The organism is Kribbella lupini (genome assembly GCF_039529595.1).
GTDB classification, from domain to species: domain Bacteria; phylum Actinomycetota; class Actinomycetes; order Propionibacteriales; family Kribbellaceae; genus Kribbella; species Kribbella lupini.
This window is the reverse complement of sequence record NZ_BAAANC010000001.1, coordinates 888814-907209: the sequence shown is the minus strand read 5'-3', so window position 1 is coordinate 907209 and position 18396 is coordinate 888814. Positions and strand designations below refer to the sequence as shown.

General features: G+C 70.1%; 17 protein-coding genes and 1 pseudogene. 2 read left to right on the top strand and 16 right to left on the bottom strand.

Annotation, left to right across the window (positions count from 1 at the left end; genetic code table 11):
• Positions 1-18: 18 nt before the first annotated feature.
• Positions 19-498: a MarR family winged helix-turn-helix transcriptional regulator gene (locus ABD235_RS04115; RefSeq protein ID WP_344169563.1), complete on the bottom strand. Its 480-nt coding sequence runs from the start codon at positions 496-498 to the stop codon at positions 19-21.
• A 46-nt stretch (positions 499-544) separates the two neighbouring features.
• Between ABD235_RS04115 and ABD235_RS04110 the strand changes: the two genes are divergently transcribed.
• Positions 545-1003, top strand: coding sequence for a pyridoxamine 5'-phosphate oxidase family protein (locus ABD235_RS04110; RefSeq protein WP_344169561.1), 459 nt, complete (start codon positions 545-547; stop codon positions 1001-1003).
• 208 nt (positions 1004-1211) lie between these two features.
• Here the strand turns inward: ABD235_RS04110 and ABD235_RS04105 are convergent, their stop codons facing one another.
• The 6 genes from ABD235_RS04105 to ABD235_RS04080 all read right to left on the bottom strand — a co-directional run bounded on the left by ABD235_RS04105 (position 1212) and on the right by ABD235_RS04080 (position 5848).
• Positions 1212-1976, bottom strand: coding sequence for a DivIVA domain-containing protein (locus ABD235_RS04105; protein ID WP_344169558.1), 765 nt, complete (start codon positions 1974-1976; stop codon positions 1212-1214).
• A gap of 208 nt (positions 1977-2184) precedes the next feature.
• A complete protein-coding gene (locus ABD235_RS04100; protein WP_344169555.1) occupies positions 2185-2490 on the bottom strand; it encodes a YggT family protein in 306 nt (101 codons plus the stop codon).
• A 43-nt stretch (positions 2491-2533) separates the two neighbouring features.
• Positions 2534-3097, bottom strand: a complete 564-nt coding sequence (locus ABD235_RS04095; RefSeq protein WP_344169552.1) for a cell division protein SepF — start codon at positions 3095-3097, stop codon at positions 2534-2536.
• Between the two features lie 73 nt (positions 3098-3170).
• Positions 3171-3980 (bottom strand): YggS family pyridoxal phosphate-dependent enzyme, encoded by an 810-nt coding sequence (locus ABD235_RS04090; protein WP_344169549.1) that lies wholly within the window; start codon positions 3978-3980, stop codon positions 3171-3173.
• Entirely contained in the window at positions 3977-4708 is a 732-nt protein-coding gene (pgeF, locus tag ABD235_RS04085; RefSeq protein ID WP_344169546.1) for a peptidoglycan editing factor PgeF, read from the bottom strand. The genes ABD235_RS04090 and pgeF overlap by 4 nt, the downstream gene beginning before the upstream one ends.
• Before the next feature lie 177 nt (positions 4709-4885).
• Positions 4886-5848 (bottom strand): S41 family peptidase, encoded by a 963-nt coding sequence (locus ABD235_RS04080; protein ID WP_344169543.1) that lies wholly within the window; start codon positions 5846-5848, stop codon positions 4886-4888.
• Positions 5849-5905: 57 nt separating this feature from the next.
• On the opposite strand from ABD235_RS04080, the gene ABD235_RS04075 reads away from it, so the two are divergent.
• Complete coding sequence (locus ABD235_RS04075; RefSeq protein WP_344169540.1) at positions 5906-6394, top strand: ArsR/SmtB family transcription factor; 489 nt, start codon at positions 5906-5908, stop codon at positions 6392-6394.
• 549 nt (positions 6395-6943) lie between these two features.
• Here ABD235_RS04075 and ftsZ read toward each other — a convergent pair.
• From ftsZ to ABD235_RS04030, 9 genes and pseudogenes are all read right to left on the bottom strand, one after another.
• Positions 6944-8104 (bottom strand): annotated as a pseudogene (gene ftsZ, locus ABD235_RS04070) (cell division protein FtsZ); the annotation flags it as partial.
• A 223-nt stretch (positions 8105-8327) separates the two neighbouring features.
• Positions 8328-9068 (bottom strand): cell division protein FtsQ/DivIB, encoded by a 741-nt coding sequence (locus tag ABD235_RS04065; RefSeq protein WP_344169537.1) that lies wholly within the window; start codon positions 9066-9068, stop codon positions 8328-8330.
• A 19-nt stretch (positions 9069-9087) separates the two neighbouring features.
• The gene (gene murC, locus ABD235_RS04060) at positions 9088-10527 is read right to left on the bottom strand and encodes a UDP-N-acetylmuramate--L-alanine ligase (protein WP_344169534.1); all 1440 of its coding nucleotides are present in this window, start codon (positions 10525-10527) and stop codon (positions 9088-9090) included.
• Positions 10524-11612: an undecaprenyldiphospho-muramoylpentapeptide beta-N-acetylglucosaminyltransferase gene (gene murG, locus ABD235_RS04055; protein ID WP_344169532.1), complete on the bottom strand. Its 1089-nt coding sequence runs from the start codon at positions 11610-11612 to the stop codon at positions 10524-10526. The genes murC and murG overlap by 4 nt, the downstream gene beginning before the upstream one ends.
• Positions 11613-11617: 5 nt before the next feature.
• Complete coding sequence (ftsW, locus tag ABD235_RS04050) at positions 11618-12907, bottom strand: putative lipid II flippase FtsW (RefSeq protein ID WP_344169529.1); 1290 nt, start codon at positions 12905-12907, stop codon at positions 11618-11620.
• An 18-nt stretch (positions 12908-12925) separates the two neighbouring features.
• Positions 12926-14362 (bottom strand): UDP-N-acetylmuramoyl-L-alanine--D-glutamate ligase, encoded by a 1437-nt coding sequence (gene murD / locus ABD235_RS04045; RefSeq protein WP_344169526.1) that lies wholly within the window; start codon positions 14360-14362, stop codon positions 12926-12928.
• Positions 14362-15438 (bottom strand): phospho-N-acetylmuramoyl-pentapeptide-transferase, encoded by a 1077-nt coding sequence (mraY, locus tag ABD235_RS04040; RefSeq protein ID WP_344169522.1) that lies wholly within the window; start codon positions 15436-15438, stop codon positions 14362-14364. Before mraY ends, murD begins: the two co-directional genes overlap by 1 nt.
• A complete protein-coding gene (locus tag ABD235_RS04035) occupies positions 15435-16829 on the bottom strand; it encodes a UDP-N-acetylmuramoyl-tripeptide--D-alanyl-D-alanine ligase (protein ID WP_344169519.1) in 1395 nt (464 codons plus the stop codon). The genes mraY and ABD235_RS04035 overlap by 4 nt, the downstream gene beginning before the upstream one ends.
• Entirely contained in the window at positions 16826-18352 is a 1527-nt protein-coding gene (locus ABD235_RS04030; RefSeq protein WP_486336031.1) for a UDP-N-acetylmuramoyl-L-alanyl-D-glutamate--2,6-diaminopimelate ligase, read from the bottom strand. Before ABD235_RS04030 ends, ABD235_RS04035 begins: the two co-directional genes overlap by 4 nt.
• Between the last annotated feature and the right edge of the window lie 44 nt (positions 18353-18396).

The following is an 18396-nucleotide window of genomic DNA, read 5'->3' as shown; positions in this document are numbered from 1 at the left end:
TGGAACCTCCGGCTCAGCTCAGCGGGGTGGTCGGACGGTGCGGGTTCGCAGCGACGAGCCGGCGCCGAGGTGGTCCATGACGTCGACCAGTACCAGTCGAGCGGCCTCCACGCGGTCGGCGCCCAGCGCCTTGCGTAGTTGCCGCTCCACCGCTGCCCGATGTTTGCGCGCCGCGGCGATCACCGCCTGCCCGCGCTGCGTCAGTACGACGTTGCGCGCTCGTGCATCGGCCGGATCGGCCTCCCTGGCGACGTACCCGCGCTTCTCCAGATCCGCGACGGACTTGGACGCGGCCTGCTGGGTAACACCCAGACGCTCGGCGAGCGCGCTGATCGTCATCGGTCCGCCGCCGACCAGGTGCTGGAAGACGACTCCGTCGGCGAACCGGCTGTCCTCGAACCCGTCGGCGGCGAGCTTGGCCTGCACCTCGTCGGCCAGCGCCCAGCCCGCGAACAGCGACGCCAGCGAGAGGTCGGCCGCGGCCGGATCGAACTCCATCTCCCGAACTATACAACTTCGGTTGTGCATCAGATAATCTACAACCATGGTTGTGCACAAGGAGTTCATCGACAGAGCGCACCAGATCGTCTGGTGCACGGTGGCGACGGTCGGCGAGGACCTGCGGCCGAGGAGCCGGATCCTGCACCCGATCTGGGAACAGCAGCCCACCGGGCTGACCGGCTGGATCGTGACTCGGGCGACGCCGCTGAAACGGCGGCACCTCGCGTTCAGCCCGCACGTGAGCTGCAGCTACTGGGAGCCGGGGCACGAGGTGGCGGTCGCGGACTGTCACGCCGAGTGGGTCGCCGATGCGGCGACCCGGCAACGGGTGTGGGAGCTGTACCGGGACGCCCCGGCGCCGTTGGGCTACGACTTCTGGAGCGTCTTCCCGGACGGACCGGCGGCGGAGTCGCCGTCGTTGCTGCGGCTGACGCCGTACCGGCTGCGGCTGACCGACGTCGAGACGCTCAGCGGCCGCAAGCCGGCGCTGTCCTGGCCGTGAGTGGCAACGCAGCGGGGCCCGGCCTGGGATCAGGCTCGGGCCCCGCTGCGTTGCTGCTTCTCGGCTTTGGTTAAGACTGCGTTCAGTTCAGTACTCGGACCGGATTCTGACTCTGCGTGACCGCGGCGGCGCGGTCAGTCAGAAGTTCCCGGACATGACGAAGAGGCGGTGCCGCCGGAAAGCACCGCCTCCTCCTCCGAGGTGTTGTTTACACGCCGTGACCGTGAGCCTGCGCGCGGGCCTCCGGGCGGAAGCCGTTGCGCGGGCTGAGCGTGTCGTCGCCGTTGCCGAGCGCCTTGAGCTGCTCGGTGAAGTACGTCTTCAGCCGGCTGCGGTACTCGCGCTCGTAGGCGTGCAGGTCGTCGATCGTGCGCTCGAGCTGGCCCTTCTGCTTCTCCAGGGTCCCCAGCATCTGCGCGCGCCGCTCGGCAATCTCGCCGTCGAGCTTCTCGGCGCGGGCGCGGGCCTCACCGGTCATCCGGTCAGCCTTGCCGCGGGCCTCGTTCTCCAGCCGCTCGGCCTTGGCGCGGGCCTCGCCGATGATCTTGTCGGCGGTGTCCTTCGCCTCCTGGACCAGGTCGTCGGAGTGCTTGGTGGCCATCTCCAGCAGCCGTACGGCGGAGCTGGACGCGTCGCCGACGGTCCCTGCCGCCGCAGCAGCCCCCGCGGCCGCTACCGGAGCAGCAACGACTGGTGGCTTCTCCTCGGGCTTCTCGACCACGACCGGAGCGGGCTTGGGCTGTTGCACGACGGGCGGGAGAGCGGCGGTCTGGTCGACCGGCCGTTCCTGGCCCGCACCAGCGCGCTGGGCCGCCGCCAGCTTCGCGCGCAGCTCCTCGTTCTCGGCGAGAAGGCGCTCGAGCTCGGCCTCCACCTCGTCGAGGAAGGAGTCGACCTCAGTGACGTCGTAACCCTCCCGCAATCGGACGGGCGTGAACTGCTTCGAGCGGACGTCATCCGGCGTCAGCGGCATCTTTCACCTCGTTTGTCTGTGTCTTGGCGGAGTCTGGGGCGCAAACCCCGGCGACTCAGTAGATCACGTTATCGCTTCGTTGTGTTCTGGCGGAATCCGGGCCGGGTGGCAACTTGACCCCGACCCCGTTGCTCGGTCTGGTTCTACCCCTCCTGACGATGGTTCGAACTGCCCCGCGACGGCCCGGCCGGGGTGGGTTCCCGGCCGCTCACAGGGACCGGATCGCGGTGTTGTTGACCGACATCGCCAGTGAGACGAGCACGAACAACATCAGCATGGACAGGTCGATCCGGATTCCGCCGGCCCCGATCGGGGGCAGGATCCGGCGCAACGGCCGCAGGAACGGATCCGTCACGGAGTAGACCAGTTCGAACAGCAGCAGCAGCGGGCCCTTGGGGTGCCACTGTGGCGCGAACATGACGATCAGACTGAGCACGAACCGCGCCACCAGCATCAGGAAGAAGGCGAGCAGCACCCAGCTGAGAACACTGAGGACGAGCGCTAGAGCAACCATGTCGTCAATGAGTGTAGAAGACCGGGGAAGTCACCGGAGCCCACTAGCTCTGGTTGTAGAACCCGTCCGCGGCGATCTTCTCCTTCTCCTCCGCGGCGACCGTCACGTTCGGCGGGCAGACCAGGAACACCTTGGTGGTGATCCGTTCGATCGAGCCACGGCAGCAGAAGATCAGCCCGGCGGCGAAGTCGACCAGCCGCTTGGCGTCGGCGTGGTCCATCTCGGTCAGGTTCATGATGACGGGCGTGCCGTCACGGAAGTGCTCACCGATGACGCGCGCCTCGTTGTAGCTGCGCGGGTGCACGGTGGTGATGCGGGCCAACTCGGTAACCTCCGGGGAAGGTGAGACTCCACGCCGATCTGGAAACTTGCTGACCGTCGCGCCCTGCTCCTCGCGGTCACGCAGGTCACGACCGTCGCGAACCTCGCGACCGTCGCGCGCGTCCCGGGACTCGCGGACCGGTTCGGCCTCGTGGGACTCCCCGTCGACGACGTCGTCCTCGTACTCGTCGTAGTCGTCGTACTCGTCGTCGTAGCGCGCGTTGTAGCGCTCGCCGTCCTCGACCAAGCCGAGGTACACACCCATCTTGCGCAGCGCGCCGCTCATGGCCCTCCAGCCCTTCGAATCCGGTTCTTCCGCCGACAAGTGAGCAGACCTCGCGATCCACTCGATGTCGACACTAGCCCAGTGGAGGACGCGTTCCGAGTAATGCACGCCCGAGCCGAACGTGTGTCGCTCCCTGCCTGATCGCCGCCTCCAGGTCACCGGTCATCCCGGCCGAGATCCAGTCGGCGCCGGCGTGTTCGGAGCGTAGCCGCGACGACACCGCGTGGAGCGCGGCGAAGGCCTCGTCGGGGTCGGATCCCAACGGTGCAACGGCCATCACGCCGCCGAGCTCCAGCCCGTCGGCCTCGGCGACAGCCGCCGCCAGGTCCGGTACGTCGCCCGGCGCGACGCCGCCGCGGTTCGTCCCCGTCTCGGCGCCCTCGGGCCCGTACGACGCAAGGCTCACCTGCAGGAGACACCGCACAGTTTTCTCCTCGGCCACCGCGGCCTTCGACAGCGCGCCGACCAGGGAGAGCCGGTCGACGGAGTGCACGACCTGGGCGAGGCGGACGACCGAGCGGGCCTTGTTCGACTGGAGCTGGCCGACGAAGTGCCAGGTGAGCTCGGGCGCGTCGGGCGCCTTCACCTTCAGCTCCTGCTCGCGGTTCTCCCCCGCGTCGGCGACGCCGAGGGCGGCGAGCGTCCGGACGTCCTCGATCGGGAAGGTCTTGGTGATCGCGACCAGTGTGACCGAGTCCTCAGGACGACCGGCGGCCGCGCAGGCGGCCCGGATTCGCTGCCGGGCCTGCTCGACGTTGCCCCGCAGCTCTTCCTCGCGCGTCATTCGCGGATCAGCCCGCTCGTCCTCGCGGGTCGTTCGCGGGTCAGCCCGGTCGTCCTCGCGGGTCGTTCGCGGGTCAGCCTGGTCTTCGTCGCGAGTCATTCGCCCAACCTGATCAGCCCGGCGAGCCGGCCGCTGACCTGGCCTTCGCGCCGGTACGAGTAGAGATCCTCGGACTCGATCGTGCAGCGCGTCCGGTCGACCACCTCGACGCCGAGCTCGGCCAGCTGCGCGGTCACACCGGCGGCGACGTCGATCGACGGCGTACCCCAACTGGTCTCCGCGTACGACGCCGGTACGCGCTCGGCCACCTCGGCCCGCATCTCCGCGGGCACTTCGTAGCACCGGCCGCAGGCGTACGGACCGAGGACCGCGGTGATCGACTCGGCGCCGAGTCCGCGCATCGCGTCGACCGTGGCCGGCACCACACCGGCGTATAGGCCACGGCGGCCGGAGTGGGCCGCGCCGATCACACCGTTGACCGGGTCGGCGAGCAGGACCGGCAGGCAGTCGGCCGCGCGAACCGCGAGCAGGACGTCGGTGCGAGTGGTGACGAGCGCGTCGGCCTTGGGGTTCGGGCTGACCGGGAGCTCGTCGTCCGGCCGGACCACGTGGACATCGCGACCGTGCACCTGGCTGACCCGGACGACTGCCTCCGGAGGCAGGTCGAACGCAGCGGCGACCCGGCGGAAGTTCTCGGCGATCGCCTCGGCCTCGTCACCCGCCGCGCTGCCGAGATTCAGTTCGCCGTACGGCGGAAGGCTGGCTCCCCCGTAGCGATCGGTGAAGGCGAGCCGCGCACTGCCGAGAACCTCGTCGTAACCGAACACGCCTGAAGGCTACCCAGCCGACCAGGCCCTGCTCGCTCACCCCCACCCGCATCCGGAGGGCAACCCCCGAAACGACCGCCCGCTCACCCACACCCACCCCACCCCGTTTGCCGGGTTAACCCTCGAAACGATGGGTTCGCTTGCTGCACGCAGGGGTCGAACCCACCATTTGCCGGGTTAACCGGCGAATTGGGCTCTGGCCTCGTCGAGGATGGCGAGGCGTTCGGGGGCGGCGGGGAGGGCGAGGACGTGGTCGATCGCCTCGCGGTAGGCGACGTCGTACGCGTCGGCGGCCGGGACCTCGAGGTCGGGGGTGATGCCGGTGCCTTCCCAGTTGGTGCCCGAGACGGGGTTGATCGCGCGCATCAGCGGGACGGTCGCTTCCAGGTGCGGGTGCAGCTTGAAGCCCTGGCGCGGGTGGGCGCCGCCGCCGGTGCGTTCGCCGACGATCTTGGCGCGGCCGAGCTGCTGCAGGTCGTAGGTCAGCTCCTCGCCGCCGGAGAAGGTGGAGGCGCTGGTCAGGACCCAGATCGGCTTGGTGCCGCCGAAGCGCGGGCCGGCCACGTGGAAGGTCCAGAACTGGCGGACGACTCCGGTGGCGGGAGTGACCAGATCGTTCAGGTGGACCGGTTCGCCGTCGAACAGGTGGCTGCAGACGAAGGCGACCTGGTCGGGCGACCCGCCGAGGCAGCCGCGGAGGTCCAGGACCAGGGCGTCTGTTGCTGAGAGCAACGACATCGCGGCGGTGAGGGCGGCGCCGGCGTGGGACGGGTCGTACAGGATCGGCCTGATCTCGAGCAGGCCGATGTTGCCGGGCAGCCGCTCGACGCGCGCCATCCCGCCGGCGTCGAGGCGGGCGCGGGTCGCCCAGTAGTGCTCCTCCTCGACCGGGTCGGTCTCGTCGGGGACCTCGCCGCGGTGGAACTTGAGGCGCAGGTGCTTGTCCTGGTTGCCGACCTGGAGGTCGGCGGTGACCTGGGCGGAGAGCCGCTCGGGGTCGGTCAGTCCGTCGTACTGACCTTCGCCGGCGGCCTTCGTCAGGCGGTCGGCGATCCCGCGGCCGACGTCGGGGAAGACGTAGTGCTCGCTCACGAGGGCGGCCAGGCGGTCAACGATGCTTCGGATCTCGTCGCTGTGCATGGCGAGGAGTGAAGCACGCGGATTGACAAAGCGTCAAGGAACCTTGACGCTTGATTCATGGACGAAGAGCTGGAGATCTCGACGGCGGCGCAGTTCAAGGCGCTCGGCCATCCGCTGCGCCACCGGCTGCTGTTCGCGCTGGGCCTGGAGGCCGCGACGATCAGCCAGCTGGCGGTCACCCTCGGTACGGCGAAGGGCAACATCGCGCACCACCTCGGCGTACTGCGGGAGGCGGGGATGGTCGAGGTGACCGAAACTCGCCAGGTCCGCGGCGGGACCGAGCAGTACTACCGCCGCAGCGCGCACAGATTCAGCTTCACTGGCGAAGGCGCCCGCGAGAACAACGCGATCGCCCTGCAGGCCGTCGCCGCCGACCTGCAGACCGCCGAGGACCCGCTCCTCAACATCCGCAACATCCGCCTGACCAGGTCGCAGGCCGAAGAACTCGCGGCCCAGCTCGACAAGATCACCACCAGCCTGAAAGACGCAGGCCCAGGCGAGGCCCGCCACGGCGTGGTGGTCGCCGTCTACCGCCCCGAAAGCTGAAGCATCCCGGCGGCGGGGCGACCCACCCCCTCCCCCAAACGCGAACGCCCCGGCCGGAGGCCGGGGCGTTCGGGGTGCTGGTGGTTACTTCAGGAAGTCGGGGATGTCGAGGTCTTCCTCGGGGTCCGGCTTTCTGGTGGGGCGGGTGGGTGGGGTCTGGGTGGGCGTCGGGTTGGACGACGGGGTCGAGTACGGCGCCGGGTTCGACTGGGCAGGCGGCGGGGTGCGGACCGGCTCGCCGGACTGGGGGCGGGCGGAGTGCGTGGTGCCTGCGCCGGAGCGGTGCTCGGTGTTCGGCGGGACCGGGACGGTGTCGTCGGACGGCGTACCGAACTGGCCCTGCGTCACCTGCGCGCCCTGATCAGCCGCCGGCGGCTGGGCGGCCGGCGGGGTCGAGTTCGGGGCCGGGTTGCTGGGGCTGAACGGGACGGTGCCGGGAACCTGCGGCGGCGTGTGCTGCTGCGGCTGACCGGACTGACCCTGCGAGGACTGGCCCTGCGAAGCCGACTGGGACGCGGCGTTGGTGCCGACTCCGCCCGGCGAGTAGCCCGGAGGGTTGTTGCTGTCCGGCTGGTGCATCTGCGCGGAGAAGGACTCCTGCCGCGGCGCGGCGAAGCCGTCCTGACGCGGCGGCGGGAAGCCGGTGTTGTCCTGGCGCGGCGGAGTGGAGAAGCCGTTGTCCTGCCGTGCGGGCGGGGCCTCGGCGCTGCCGGCGCGGTTCTGCGGGCGGGCGCTGTTCATCGCCTGCTCGCGGCGCTTCGGCATGCCGCCGTCGAAGCCGGCCGCGATCACAGTGACCCGGACCTCGTCGCCGAGCGCGTCGTCGATCACCGCGCCGAAGATGATGTTCGCGTCGGTGTGCGCCGACTCCGAGACCAGTTGCGCGGCCTCGTTGATCTCGAACAGCCCCAGGTCGGAGCCCCCGGCGATCGACAGCAGGACGCCGTGCGCGCCCTCGATGCTTGCCTCCAGCAACGGCGAGGAGATGGCCGCCTCGGCCGCCGCCACCGCGCGGTCCTCGCCGCGGGACGAGCCGATGCCCATCAGCGCGGAGCCGGCGTTCGACATCACGGCCTTGACGTCGGCGAAGTCGACGTTGATCAGGCCGGGCGTCGTGATCAGGTCGGTGATGCCGGAAACACCCTGCAGCAGCACCTGGTCGGCCTGCTTGAAGGCGTCCAGCACCGACACGGCCCGGTCGGAGATCGTGAGCAGCCGGTCGTTCGGGATCACGATCAGGGTGTCGACCTCTTCGCGCAGGGCGGCGATGCCGTCCTCGGCCTGGGTCGCCCGCCGCTTGCCCTCGAACGAGAACGGCCGGGTGACCACGCCGATCGTCAGCGCGCCGAGCGAGCGGGCGATCCGGGACACCACCGGTGCACCACCGGTGCCGGTCCCGCCGCCCTCACCCGCGGTGACGAAGACCATGTCGGCGCCCTTGAGCGCCTCCTCGATCTCCTCCGCGTGGTCCTCGGCGGCCTTCTGCCCGATCGCCGGGTTCGCCCCCGCGCCGAGGCCGCGGGTCTCCTCGCGGCCGATGTCGAGCTTGACGTCCGCGTCGCTCATCAACAGCGCCTGGGCGTCGGTGTTGATGGCGATGAACTCAACGCCCTTCAGACCGTGCTCGATCATCCGGTTCACGGCGTTCACGCCGCCTCCGCCGATACCGACGACCTTGATGAGTGCCAAATAGTTCTGCGGTGCCGCCACGTCCGCGCCTCTCGCCTCGTTCTGTCCCGTTGTGACCAGTTGGCCGTCTATCCAGCCGTCCCCGGCCGTGTTCCAGCGAAAGTTCCAGCGAAAAGACTGAACCTCAAGTGGATGCTTAGAGTTGTCTCGACTTTATCGATTGCGTCGCACGCTACGGGACGCCTTCCGCCAATGTCCACGCGCCTCGCCGCCCGTCCCGTGATGTGGTTCGGGATGTGACGCGTTACCTCTTTTCCCCTTTGGTGACAGGGAGATCGGGCGCGGACACGTCGTACACCTTGGCCTGCCGCCGCATCAGCACGCTGAGTACCGCGGCCTTTTGCGCACTGTCATCGGACCCGCCCCAGACGACCTTCACCCCGGACCCGAGGTTGAGCGTGATCGAGTCCGGCGACGTCGCCGAGATCGACCGTACCTCGGACCGCAACGCGACCGGCAATGCGGCTGACACGGTCACGACCGACCGGATCGTCACGTCGCGGCGGGCGCCGACGACGAGCGCCTCCGGCAGCCCGTCCGGCCGCGCGGGCACGGTCTTGAACGACTTTCCGGTGGCGTCGACCAGCTCGAACTGCTTGCCGTCCGTGACCACGACCACCGGCACCCGCTCGGTGACCACGATCTCCAGCTGGTTCGGCCACGCGCGGGTCACCTGCGCGTCGGCGACCGACTGGATGCCGCGCACCCGTTCGGCGATCACGTTCAGGTCGACCTTGGCCAGCGGGGTCCCGAGCGGGGCGTCGGCCACCTGGGTGACCGTTGCCACCGGCACCGTGTCGGCGCCGGTCACCCGGACGCCGTCGACGGCCAGCGCGGACGAGAAGTAGAACAGCCAGACGGTGATCGCGGACAGCAGCACGACCGTGCCGCCGACCGCCCACGGCAGCCAGCTCCTCCAGCGCACCAGCCGCTGCCGGCGCGCGAACCGCTGCTGGGCCCGGGCCAGATCAGCGTCCTGACTCATGCTGCGCCGGTCTCCGGGATCACTCGATCAGCGCGGCGTTGTGCGCCGCCCGCTCGGCCAGCAGCCCGACCACCTCGGGCCCGATCAGCGTCACGTCGCCCGCGCCGAGCGTGACCACGAGGTCGCCCGGCAGCGCGAGGTCGGCGACCACCCGCGGTACGGCGGACCAGGACGGCTCGAACCGCACCTGCTCCGGCTTCAGCGGTACGTGGTTGGCGATGAGGGCACCGGTGACACCGGGCTCCGGGTCCTCCCGGGCCGCGAAGATGTCCATCACCACGACCTCGTCGGCCAGCGCGAGCGCCTCGGAGAACTCGGTGGCGAAGATCCGCGTCCGGCTGAACAGGTGCGGCTGGAAGCAGGCGATCACGCGCCCCTCCCCCGCGACCTGACGCGCCGCGATCAGGTCGACCGACAGCTCGGTCGGGTGGTGCGCGTAGGAGTCGAAGACCCGTACGCCGTCCTCCATGCCCTTGAACTCGAATCGCCGCCCGGTCCCGGTGAACGACGCCAGCCCCTCGGCCAGGTCGGCCGCGGAAAAGCCCAGACCGAGTCCGACCAGCAGCGCGGCGGACGCGTTCAGCACGTTGTGCTTGCCGGCCTGCTGCAGGTTGACCACGGGGAGCTTGCGCCCGCGGAAGATCGGCACGAAGGACTGCACCGCGCCGGTCGCGGTGATCTCGGTGACCCTCAGGTCCGCGTCCTCGGCCTCGCCGTACGTCCGGACGTCGATGCCCTTCGTACGGGCGAAGTCCACCAGCCGCCGCGCCCCCGCGTCGTCGTAGCAGACGACCATGAAGCCGCCCGGCTGGACGCGGCCGCAGAAGTCCTCGAAGGCCTGGAAGTAGCTGGCCTCGTCGCCGTAGTTGTCCAGGTGGTCGGGCTCGACCGACGTGACGATCGACACCTCGGGGCTGTAGGTCAGGAACGACTTGTCCGACTCGTCGGCCTCGGCCACGAACAGGTCGCCGGTGCCGTCGTGCGCGTTGGAGCCGGACTCGTTCAGGTTGCCGCCGATCGCGTACGACGGGTCGACGCCGCAGTGCTGCAGCGCGACCGTCAGCATCGACGTGGTCGTGGTCTTGCCGTGCGTACCGGCCACGGCGATCGTCCGCCGGCCGACCATCACCGCGGCGAGCGCGGCGGCCCGCGGCAGGATCGGGATCCCGGCCGCCCGGGCCGCGACGACCTCGGGGTTGGTCTCGCGGATCGCGGTGGAGACCACGACGGTGTCGACGGCGGCGACGTGCTCGGCGGCGTGGCCGACCCAGCAGGTGGCGCCGAGCGCGCGCAGCGCGGCCAGCACCTTGCCGTCCTTGGCGTCGGAGCCGGAGACCTCGATCCCGCGCGAGGCCATGATCCGGGCGATGCCGGACATGCCGGCGCCGCCGATGCCGACGAAGTGCACCCGGCCCAGCTTCTCGGCGGGCAGGAGAGTGTCAGGAGCGGTGACGATCACGAAGCAGACCTCACCACATCGAGGATGATCTGCGCCAACCGGTCGTCGGCGTCGGTGCGGATGACACCCTGGGCTGCGGTGGACATGGCTGTCAGACGCGCGCGGTCGTGCAGAAGTTGCGGGATCGTCGCGCGAACCCAGTCCGGCGTGACGGTCGCGTTGTCGACCAGCAGTCCGCCGCCCGCATCGACGACGGGCTTGGCGTTCAGGCGCTGCTCCCCGTTACCGTGCGGCAACGGAACGTAGATCGCCGGCAGTCCGACGCCGGACACCTCGGTCACCGTGTTCGAGCCGGAGCGGCAGACCACCAGGTCGGCGGCGGCGTAGGCGAGGTCCATGCGGTCGACGTACGAGAGCACGCGGTACGGCAACGGGCCGGTCTGCTCGACCTCGAGGGTGTTCTTCGGCCCGATCGCGTGCAGGACCTGGATCCCGGCCGCCTGCAGGTCCGCGGCCGCGCCGGCGAACGCGTTGTTCAGTTGCTGCGCGCCCTGCGAACCGCCCGTGACGAACAGGGTCGGCGCGTTGGGGTCGAGACCGAAGAACGCCTGCGCCTCGGCCCGCAGCGCGGCCCGGTCCATCGTCGAGATGGCCCGGCGGATCGGGAGGCCGACGTACTGCGCGTGCGGGATGTCGGTGCCGGGGAACGAGGTGATCACGTTCTCCGTGCAGTAACGCGCGGCGAACTTGTTCGCGATGCCCGGTACGGCGTTGCCCTCGTGCACGACGATCGGCGTCTTGCGCCGCCACGCGGCGACGTACGCCGGAGTGGACACGTAGCCGCCGAAGCCGACCAGCACATCGGCCTTGGCCTCGTCGAGGATCTTGCGGGCGGCGCTGACCGAGTTCAGCATCTTGCCCGGTACGGCGAACAGCGCCGGCGTGGGCTTGCGGGGCAGCGGCACCGGCGGAATCAGTTCGAGGCGGTACCCGGCCTCGGGCACCACCCGGGTCTCGAGCCCCCGCTCGGTTCCGAGTGCGATGATCTCGACGGTCGGATCGATCCGGCGCAGCGCGTCGGCGGTCGCGATCAGGGGTGAGGTGTGGCCGGCGGTTCCCCCACCGGCCAGAACGATGCTCGGCACAGCTTTCAACGCTCCCGCGTGTTCTCACGGCCGCTCGGGCCAGGTGTGCGCCGCGACGACATCCACCCGAACAACGGCCGCCGGTGCTCCTTGAGGGCGGCCTGCGCGCCGGGCTCGGCCTTCGCGAAGGACAGCAGCATGCCGATCGCGATCAGCGTCGGCAGCAGTGCGGACCCACCGTACGACAAAAGCGGGAGCGGGATTCCCACGATGGGTAGCAGCCCGATCACCGCACCCAGGTTGACCAGTGTCTGGGCCATGATCCAGACCGTGATCCCGGCGGCGCAGTAGCGGATGAACGGCTCGGTGGAACGGGTCGCGATCCGGATGCCGGCGTAGGCCAAAGTCAGGAACAGCGCGAGCACGGTCAGCGAGCCGATCAGCCCGAGCTCCTCACCGATCACCGCGAAGATGAAGTCGGTGTGCGCCTCGGGCAGGTTGCCCCACTTCTGCCGGCTGTTGCCGATTCCGACGCCCCACCAGCCACCGGTGGAGAGCGCGTACAGGCCGTGGTAGGCCTGCCAGCCGACGTCGGTCGGGTCGGCGAACGGGTTCATGAAGTTCGTCAGCCGGTCCATCCGGTGCTGCGCGGTGGTGACGAAGTACGACGCGATCACGCCGACCACCGCGATCGCGGTGACGAACAACCGGGTCGGCGCACCGACCACCCAGATCAGGCCGATCATGATCGCCATCAGCACCAGCGACGTCCCGAGGTCGCGCTGGCCGACGATCAGCGCGATCACCAGGCCGCAGACCGGCGCCATCGGGATCAGCAGGTGCTTCCACTGGGTCAGCAGCTTCTGCTTGCGCGCGTACAGGTCGGCGCACCACATCACCAGCGCCAGCTTGGCGAACTCGCTCGGCTGGATCTGCAGCGGGCCGCCGAACGACAGCCAGTTCGTGTTGCCGTTGACGTTCTTGCCCAGGCCCGGCACGTAGGTCAGCACCAGCAGGAACGTCGAGCCCAGCAGGGCGACGTACGCGAGCATCCGGAAGTGCCGCGGCGTCATCCGCGAGGCGACGTACGCCATCGGCAGACCGACGCCGACCCAGATCAGCTGCCGGTAGAAGATCGTGTAGCTGTTGCCGTTGGTGCGCAGCGACAGCACGCTCGAGGCCGACAGCACCATCAGCAGGCCCAGCACCATCAGCAGACCGGTCGCGCCGAGGACCAGGTGGTACGACGTGAGCGGCCGGTCCAGCACGTTCCTGATCGCGGCCATCAGGCCACTGCCGGAACCACCACCGCGCTCGGGCGACTTCTGCTCCGGCCGGTCAATGATCGACGTCACGCGCGATCACCTCCGGCGTCAGGAACCCAGACGGTTCACGGCTTCGGTGAAAGCGTCCCCGCGGGCTCCGTAGTTGGCGAACATGTCCCAAGAAGCGCAGCCCGGCGCCAGCAGCACGGTGTCACCCACCTGTGCCAGCTTGGTCGCCTCCCCCACCACGGTCTCCATGGTTCCAGTGTCCGTTGACTCGACCACGATCACCGGGACCTCAGGCGCGTGTCGGGCAAGTGCTTCCGCGATCACGGCCTTGTCCTGGCCGAGCAGTACGACGCCCCGCAACCGCTCGCGGGCCGCGATCACCAGCTCGTCGAAGGTCGCGCCCTTGGCCTGTCCACCGGCGATCCACACCACGTGCTCGTACGCGAGCAGCGACGCCTGCGCGGCGTGCGGGTTGGTCGCCTTGGAGTCGTCGACATAGTTGACTCCGGCAACTTCTGCGACGTGCGCGATCCGGTGCGCGTCCGGCCGGAAACCGCGCAGCCCGTCGCGAACCGCGGTCGCCGGTACGCCGAACGACCGCGCCAGCGCGGCCGCGGCCAGCGCGTTCGCCACGTTGTGCGGGGCCGGCGGCGTGATGTCGGCCAGCGTCGCGAGCTCGAGCGCCGAGGTGGCGCGCTGCTCGACGAACGCGCGGTCGACCAGGTACTCGTCGACGAGCCCGACCATCGACAGGCCCGGCGTCCCGAGGGTGAAGCCGATCGCGCGGCAGCCCTCGATCACGTCGGCGTCCTCGACCAGCTTCTCGGTGGCCTGGTCGGCGACGTTGTAGACGCAGGCCACCTGGCAGTTGGTGAAGATCCGGCCCTTGGCGGTCGCGTACGCGTCGAGCGAGCCGTGCCAGTCGACGTGGTCCGGCGCGATGTTCAGGACGGCGGCCGCGTGCGCCGACATCGAGTGCGTGTAGTGCAGCTGGTAGCTGGACAGCTCGACCGCGATCACGTCGTACGGCTCGGGGTCCATCACGGCTTCCAGCAGCGGCAGACCGACGTTGCCGGCCGCGATCGCCCGGTGGCCGGCGGCGGTCAGGATCGCCGTCAGCATCTGCACCGTGGTGGTCTTGCCGTTGGTTCCGGTGATGCACAGCCACGGCGCCGCGTTCGCGGGGTCGCGCAGCCGCCAGGCCAGCTCGATCTCGCTCCAGATCGGTACGCCGCGCTCGGCCGCCGCGGTGTGCAACGGCGAGTGCGGCCGGATGCCCGGCGAGGTGACGACGACCTCGACGTCCGCGGGCAGCTCCGCCGTACTGCCCGGGCCGAGCTTGATCTCGGCGCCCAGCGTGCCGAGGATCTGCGCCTTCTCCTGCAGCTGCTCGTTGTCGCGGTCGTCGAGGACGACGACGTGCTCGGCGCCGGCCTGCAGCAGCGAGTCGGCGCACGCGTAACCCGCCGTACCGAAGCCGAGGACGACGAACCGGGTGGTCGCCCAGCCGTCGTCGGTCCTTGAGGTGAGACTCATTATCCGGCGACCCATTCCGCGTAGAAGAGTCCGAGACCGGTGGCGACACACAGTCCGGAGATGATCCAGAACCGGATCACCACGTTGACCTGTTCCCAGCCGAGCATCTCGAAGTGGTGCTGCAGCGGCGCCATCCGGAACAGCCGCTTGCCGACTCCCCCGGTGCGCTTGGTGATCTTGAACCAGCTGACCTGCAGGATCACCGACGCGGTGATGATGACGAACAGGCCGCCGAGCAGCAGCACCAGCAGCTCGGTCCGGGTCATCACGCCGAAGCCGGCCACCGCGCCGCCGAGCGACAGCGAACCGGTGTCACCCATGAAGATCTTGGCCGGCGAGGCGTTCCACCACAGGAAGCCGAACAGCGCGCCGGTCAGCGCGGCCGCGACCACGGCCAGGTCGAGCGGGTCGCGGACCTCGTAGCACTTGGCGCCCGGTGCGGTCGCGCAGCTCTGGTTGGACTGCCAGATGCAGATCAGCGTGTAGGCGCCGAACACCATCATCGAGGCGCCGGTGGCCAGACCGTCCAGGCCGTCGGCCAGGTTCACGCCGTTCGACATGCCGGCGATCAGCAGCAGGATCCAGATCACGACCAGCACCGGCAGCAGGTGCAGCCACTGGATGTCGCGGATGAACGAGATGAACGGCGAGGCCGGGGTCTGCCCGCGCTCGTCGGCGAACTGCAGCGCGAGCACCGCGAAGACCACCGCGACCATCGTCTGGCCGGCCAGTTTCGCCTTGCTGCGCAGGCCGAGGCTGCGCTGACGGAAGATCTTGATGAAGTCGTCCAGGAAGCCGACCGCACCCATCCCGGCGAACAGGAACAGCACCAGGATCGCCGAGGCGCTCGGCGGCTTCATCGTCAGCAGCTTCGCGGCGAAGTAGCCGACGATCGTCGCGATGATGAAGACGGTGCCGCCCATCGTCGGCGTACCGCGCTTGGTGTGGTGCGAGGTCGGGCCGTCGTCGCGGATCTCCTGGCCGTACCCGCGCTTGGACAGCAGGTTGATCGCCAGCCGGGTGCCGAGCAGGGTCAGGACCATCGAGATCGCGCCCGCGAACAGGATCGAGATCACTGCGCGCCCTCCTGCAGGAGAGCCGTGGCCAGCCGGTCGAGCCCGACGTACCTGGACGCCTTCACGAGCACCACGTCACCCCGTTGCAGTTCCTTGCCCAGCAGCTCCAGCGCCTCGTCCGCCGTGGCGACGTACGCCGACTCGTTGCCCCACGATCCTTCGAGCGACGCCCCGAGATGGATCGGGCGGGCGTCCTCACCGACCGCGACCAGCCGGTTCACGTCCAGGCGGACAGCCAGCCGGCCGACGCCGTCGTGCTCCTCGGTCGAGGTGTCGCCCAGCTCGCCCATCGGGCCGAGCACGGCCCAGGTCCGGGCGCCACGGGCCCGCCCGATCGCGACCAGCGCCTTGAGCGCGGCCCGCATCGAGTCCGGGTTGGCGTTGTACGCGTCGTTGATCACCGTCACGCCGTCGGCGCGTTCGGTGACCTCCATCCGCCACTTCGACATCGTGGTGGCCTCGTTCAGCCCGGCGGCGGCCTGCTCCGGCGTCAGCCCGGCAGCCAGTACGGCGGCCGTCGCGGCGAGCGCGTTCGGTACCTGGTGCTCACCGATCAGCTGCAGCCGGACGGCGAAGCTCTGACCGTCGGCGTGCAGCGTGAAGCTCGGCCGGCCGTTCTCGTCGAGCTTCACGTCGGTCGCCCGGACATCAGCCTCCGGCGCCTCGCCGAACCGCCGGACGGTCTGCTCGGTCCGCGACGCCATCGCGGCGACCCGCGGGTCGTCGGCGTTCAGCACCGCGGTGCCGCCGGCCACGACGTTCTCGATCATCTCGCCCTTGGCCTGTGCGATCGCGTCCTGGCTGCCGAACTCGCCGATGTGCGAGTGCCCGACGTTCAGCACCAGCCCGACCGTCGGCGGCGTGATCCGGCACAGGTAGTTGATGTCGCCGACGTGCCGCGCGCCCATCTCGGCGACCAGGAACCGCGTGGTCCGGTCGGCCTGCAGCGCGGTCAGCGGGTGGCCGATCTCGTTGTTGAACGACCCGACCGGCGCGACCGTCGGCCCGTACGGCGCGACCAGCTGCGCGATCAGGTCCTTAGTACTCGTCTTGCCCTGCGAGCCGGTCAGGCCGATCACGGTCAGGTCCGGCAGCTGCGCGACGACGTACCGCGCCAGCTCACCGAGCGCGACCTGCGTGTCCGGTACGACGACGCAGGGGCATCCGTCGATCGGCCGGGTCGTGAGCGAGACCGTCACGCCCGCCTCGGTCACGGCCGGGACGAAGTCGTGGCCGTCGGCGCGTTCGCCGGGCAGCGCCACGAACAGACCGCCCGGGACCACCTCGCGCGAGTCCTTCGCCACCACACCGTCGACGACGGCCGCCGGATCGGCACCGACGAGCTCACCGCCCACGGCCGTGGCGATGTCACCGCAACTGACAGGGATCACCGGGTCTCCTCCAACAACTCACGCACGGTCTGACGGTCGTCGAACGGGTGGATCACGCCGCCGACGTCCTGGCCTGTCTCGTGGCCCTTGCCCAGCACGACCACGGTGTCCCCGGGGCCGGCCAGCTCGATCGCGGTCCGGATCGCTTCCCGCCGGTCGCCGACCTCGCGCAGGTCCACGTCCGGTACGGCGTCCCGTGCGCCCTCGATCGCGGCGGCCCGGATCAGCGCCGGGTCCTCGCTGCGCGGGTTGTCGTCGGTCACGATCACCGCGTCGGCCGCCCGGGCCGCGGCCGCACCCATCGCCGGGCGCTTCCACGGATCGCGGTCGCCACCGCAGCCGACCACGGCGTACAGGCGGCCCTTGGTCGCGCCACGAGCGGCGCGCAGGGCCAGCTCGACCGCGTCGGGGGTGTGCGCGAAGTCGACGATCACCGCGAGGCCGTCGCGGACGAAGGTCTCCATCCGTCCCGGCACCCGCGCGTCGCGCAGGCCGGCGGCGATCTGGTCGGCCGGTACGTCGACCTGCCGCAGCATCGCGACCGCGAGCAGCGCGTTGGCCACGTTGAAGTCGCCGGGCAGCACGATCTCGATCGTCAGCTCCTCGCCCGGTCCGCGGATGTCGATCACGGTCGAGCCGTGCTCGGACTGATGCGTCGCGGCAACGGTCCAGTCCGCGTCACGCGTCGTCGACACGGTGATGAGCGGAACGACGGTCTGCGCGGCCAGGCGGCGGCCGTACTCGTCGTCGATGTTCACCACGGCCAGGTCGCAGCGCTCGGGCGTGAACAGCGAGGCCTTCGCCGCGAAGTACTCCTCGAACGTCTTGTGGAAGTCCAGGTGGTCCTGGCTCAGATTCGTGAACCCGGCGACCGCATAGCGGGCACCGTCGACGCGGCCCTTGGCCAGCGCGTGGCTGGAGACCTCCATCGCGCACCACGCGACGCCCTGCTCGCGCATCACCGCGAACAACGCCTGCAGGTCGGTCGCCTCCGGCGTCGTCATCGCGCTCTTCACGACCTGGTCGCCGATCCGCGTCTCGATCGTGCCGACCAGAGCGGCCGGGCCGAGCCTGCGCAGCACCGAGTCGAGCAGGAAGCTGGTGGTGGTCTTGCCGTTGGTCCCGGTGATGCCGAGCAGCCGCAGCTCACTGGTCGGTTCGCCGTACACCTTGGAGGCGACGGCGCCGAGCACAGCGCGCGGGTCGGGCACGACGAGCAGCGGCAGACCGGCGGTCAGCGCGCGCTCGACGCCTGCGGGATCAGTCAGTACGGCGACCGCGCCGCTCGCCTGAGCGCCGGCGACGAAGGCCGCGCCGTGCGTCGCGGCGCCCGGCAGCGCGGCGTACAGGTCACCGGGCCGGATCGAGCGGGAGTCGAGGGAGACACCGGTGACGGGGACCTCGGCGGCACCCGCCGGGACCTCCGCCCCAGCGGTTCTGGCCAGGTCGGCAAGGGCGACCGGTACGGTGTGCCGCGGCCTGATCGCGGCTACGGCGCCGCCTGCGGCGGAAGGGGTGGACACGGCCCCAGAGGCTACCGTTCCGGGGCGTGTGACACCTACCTGAC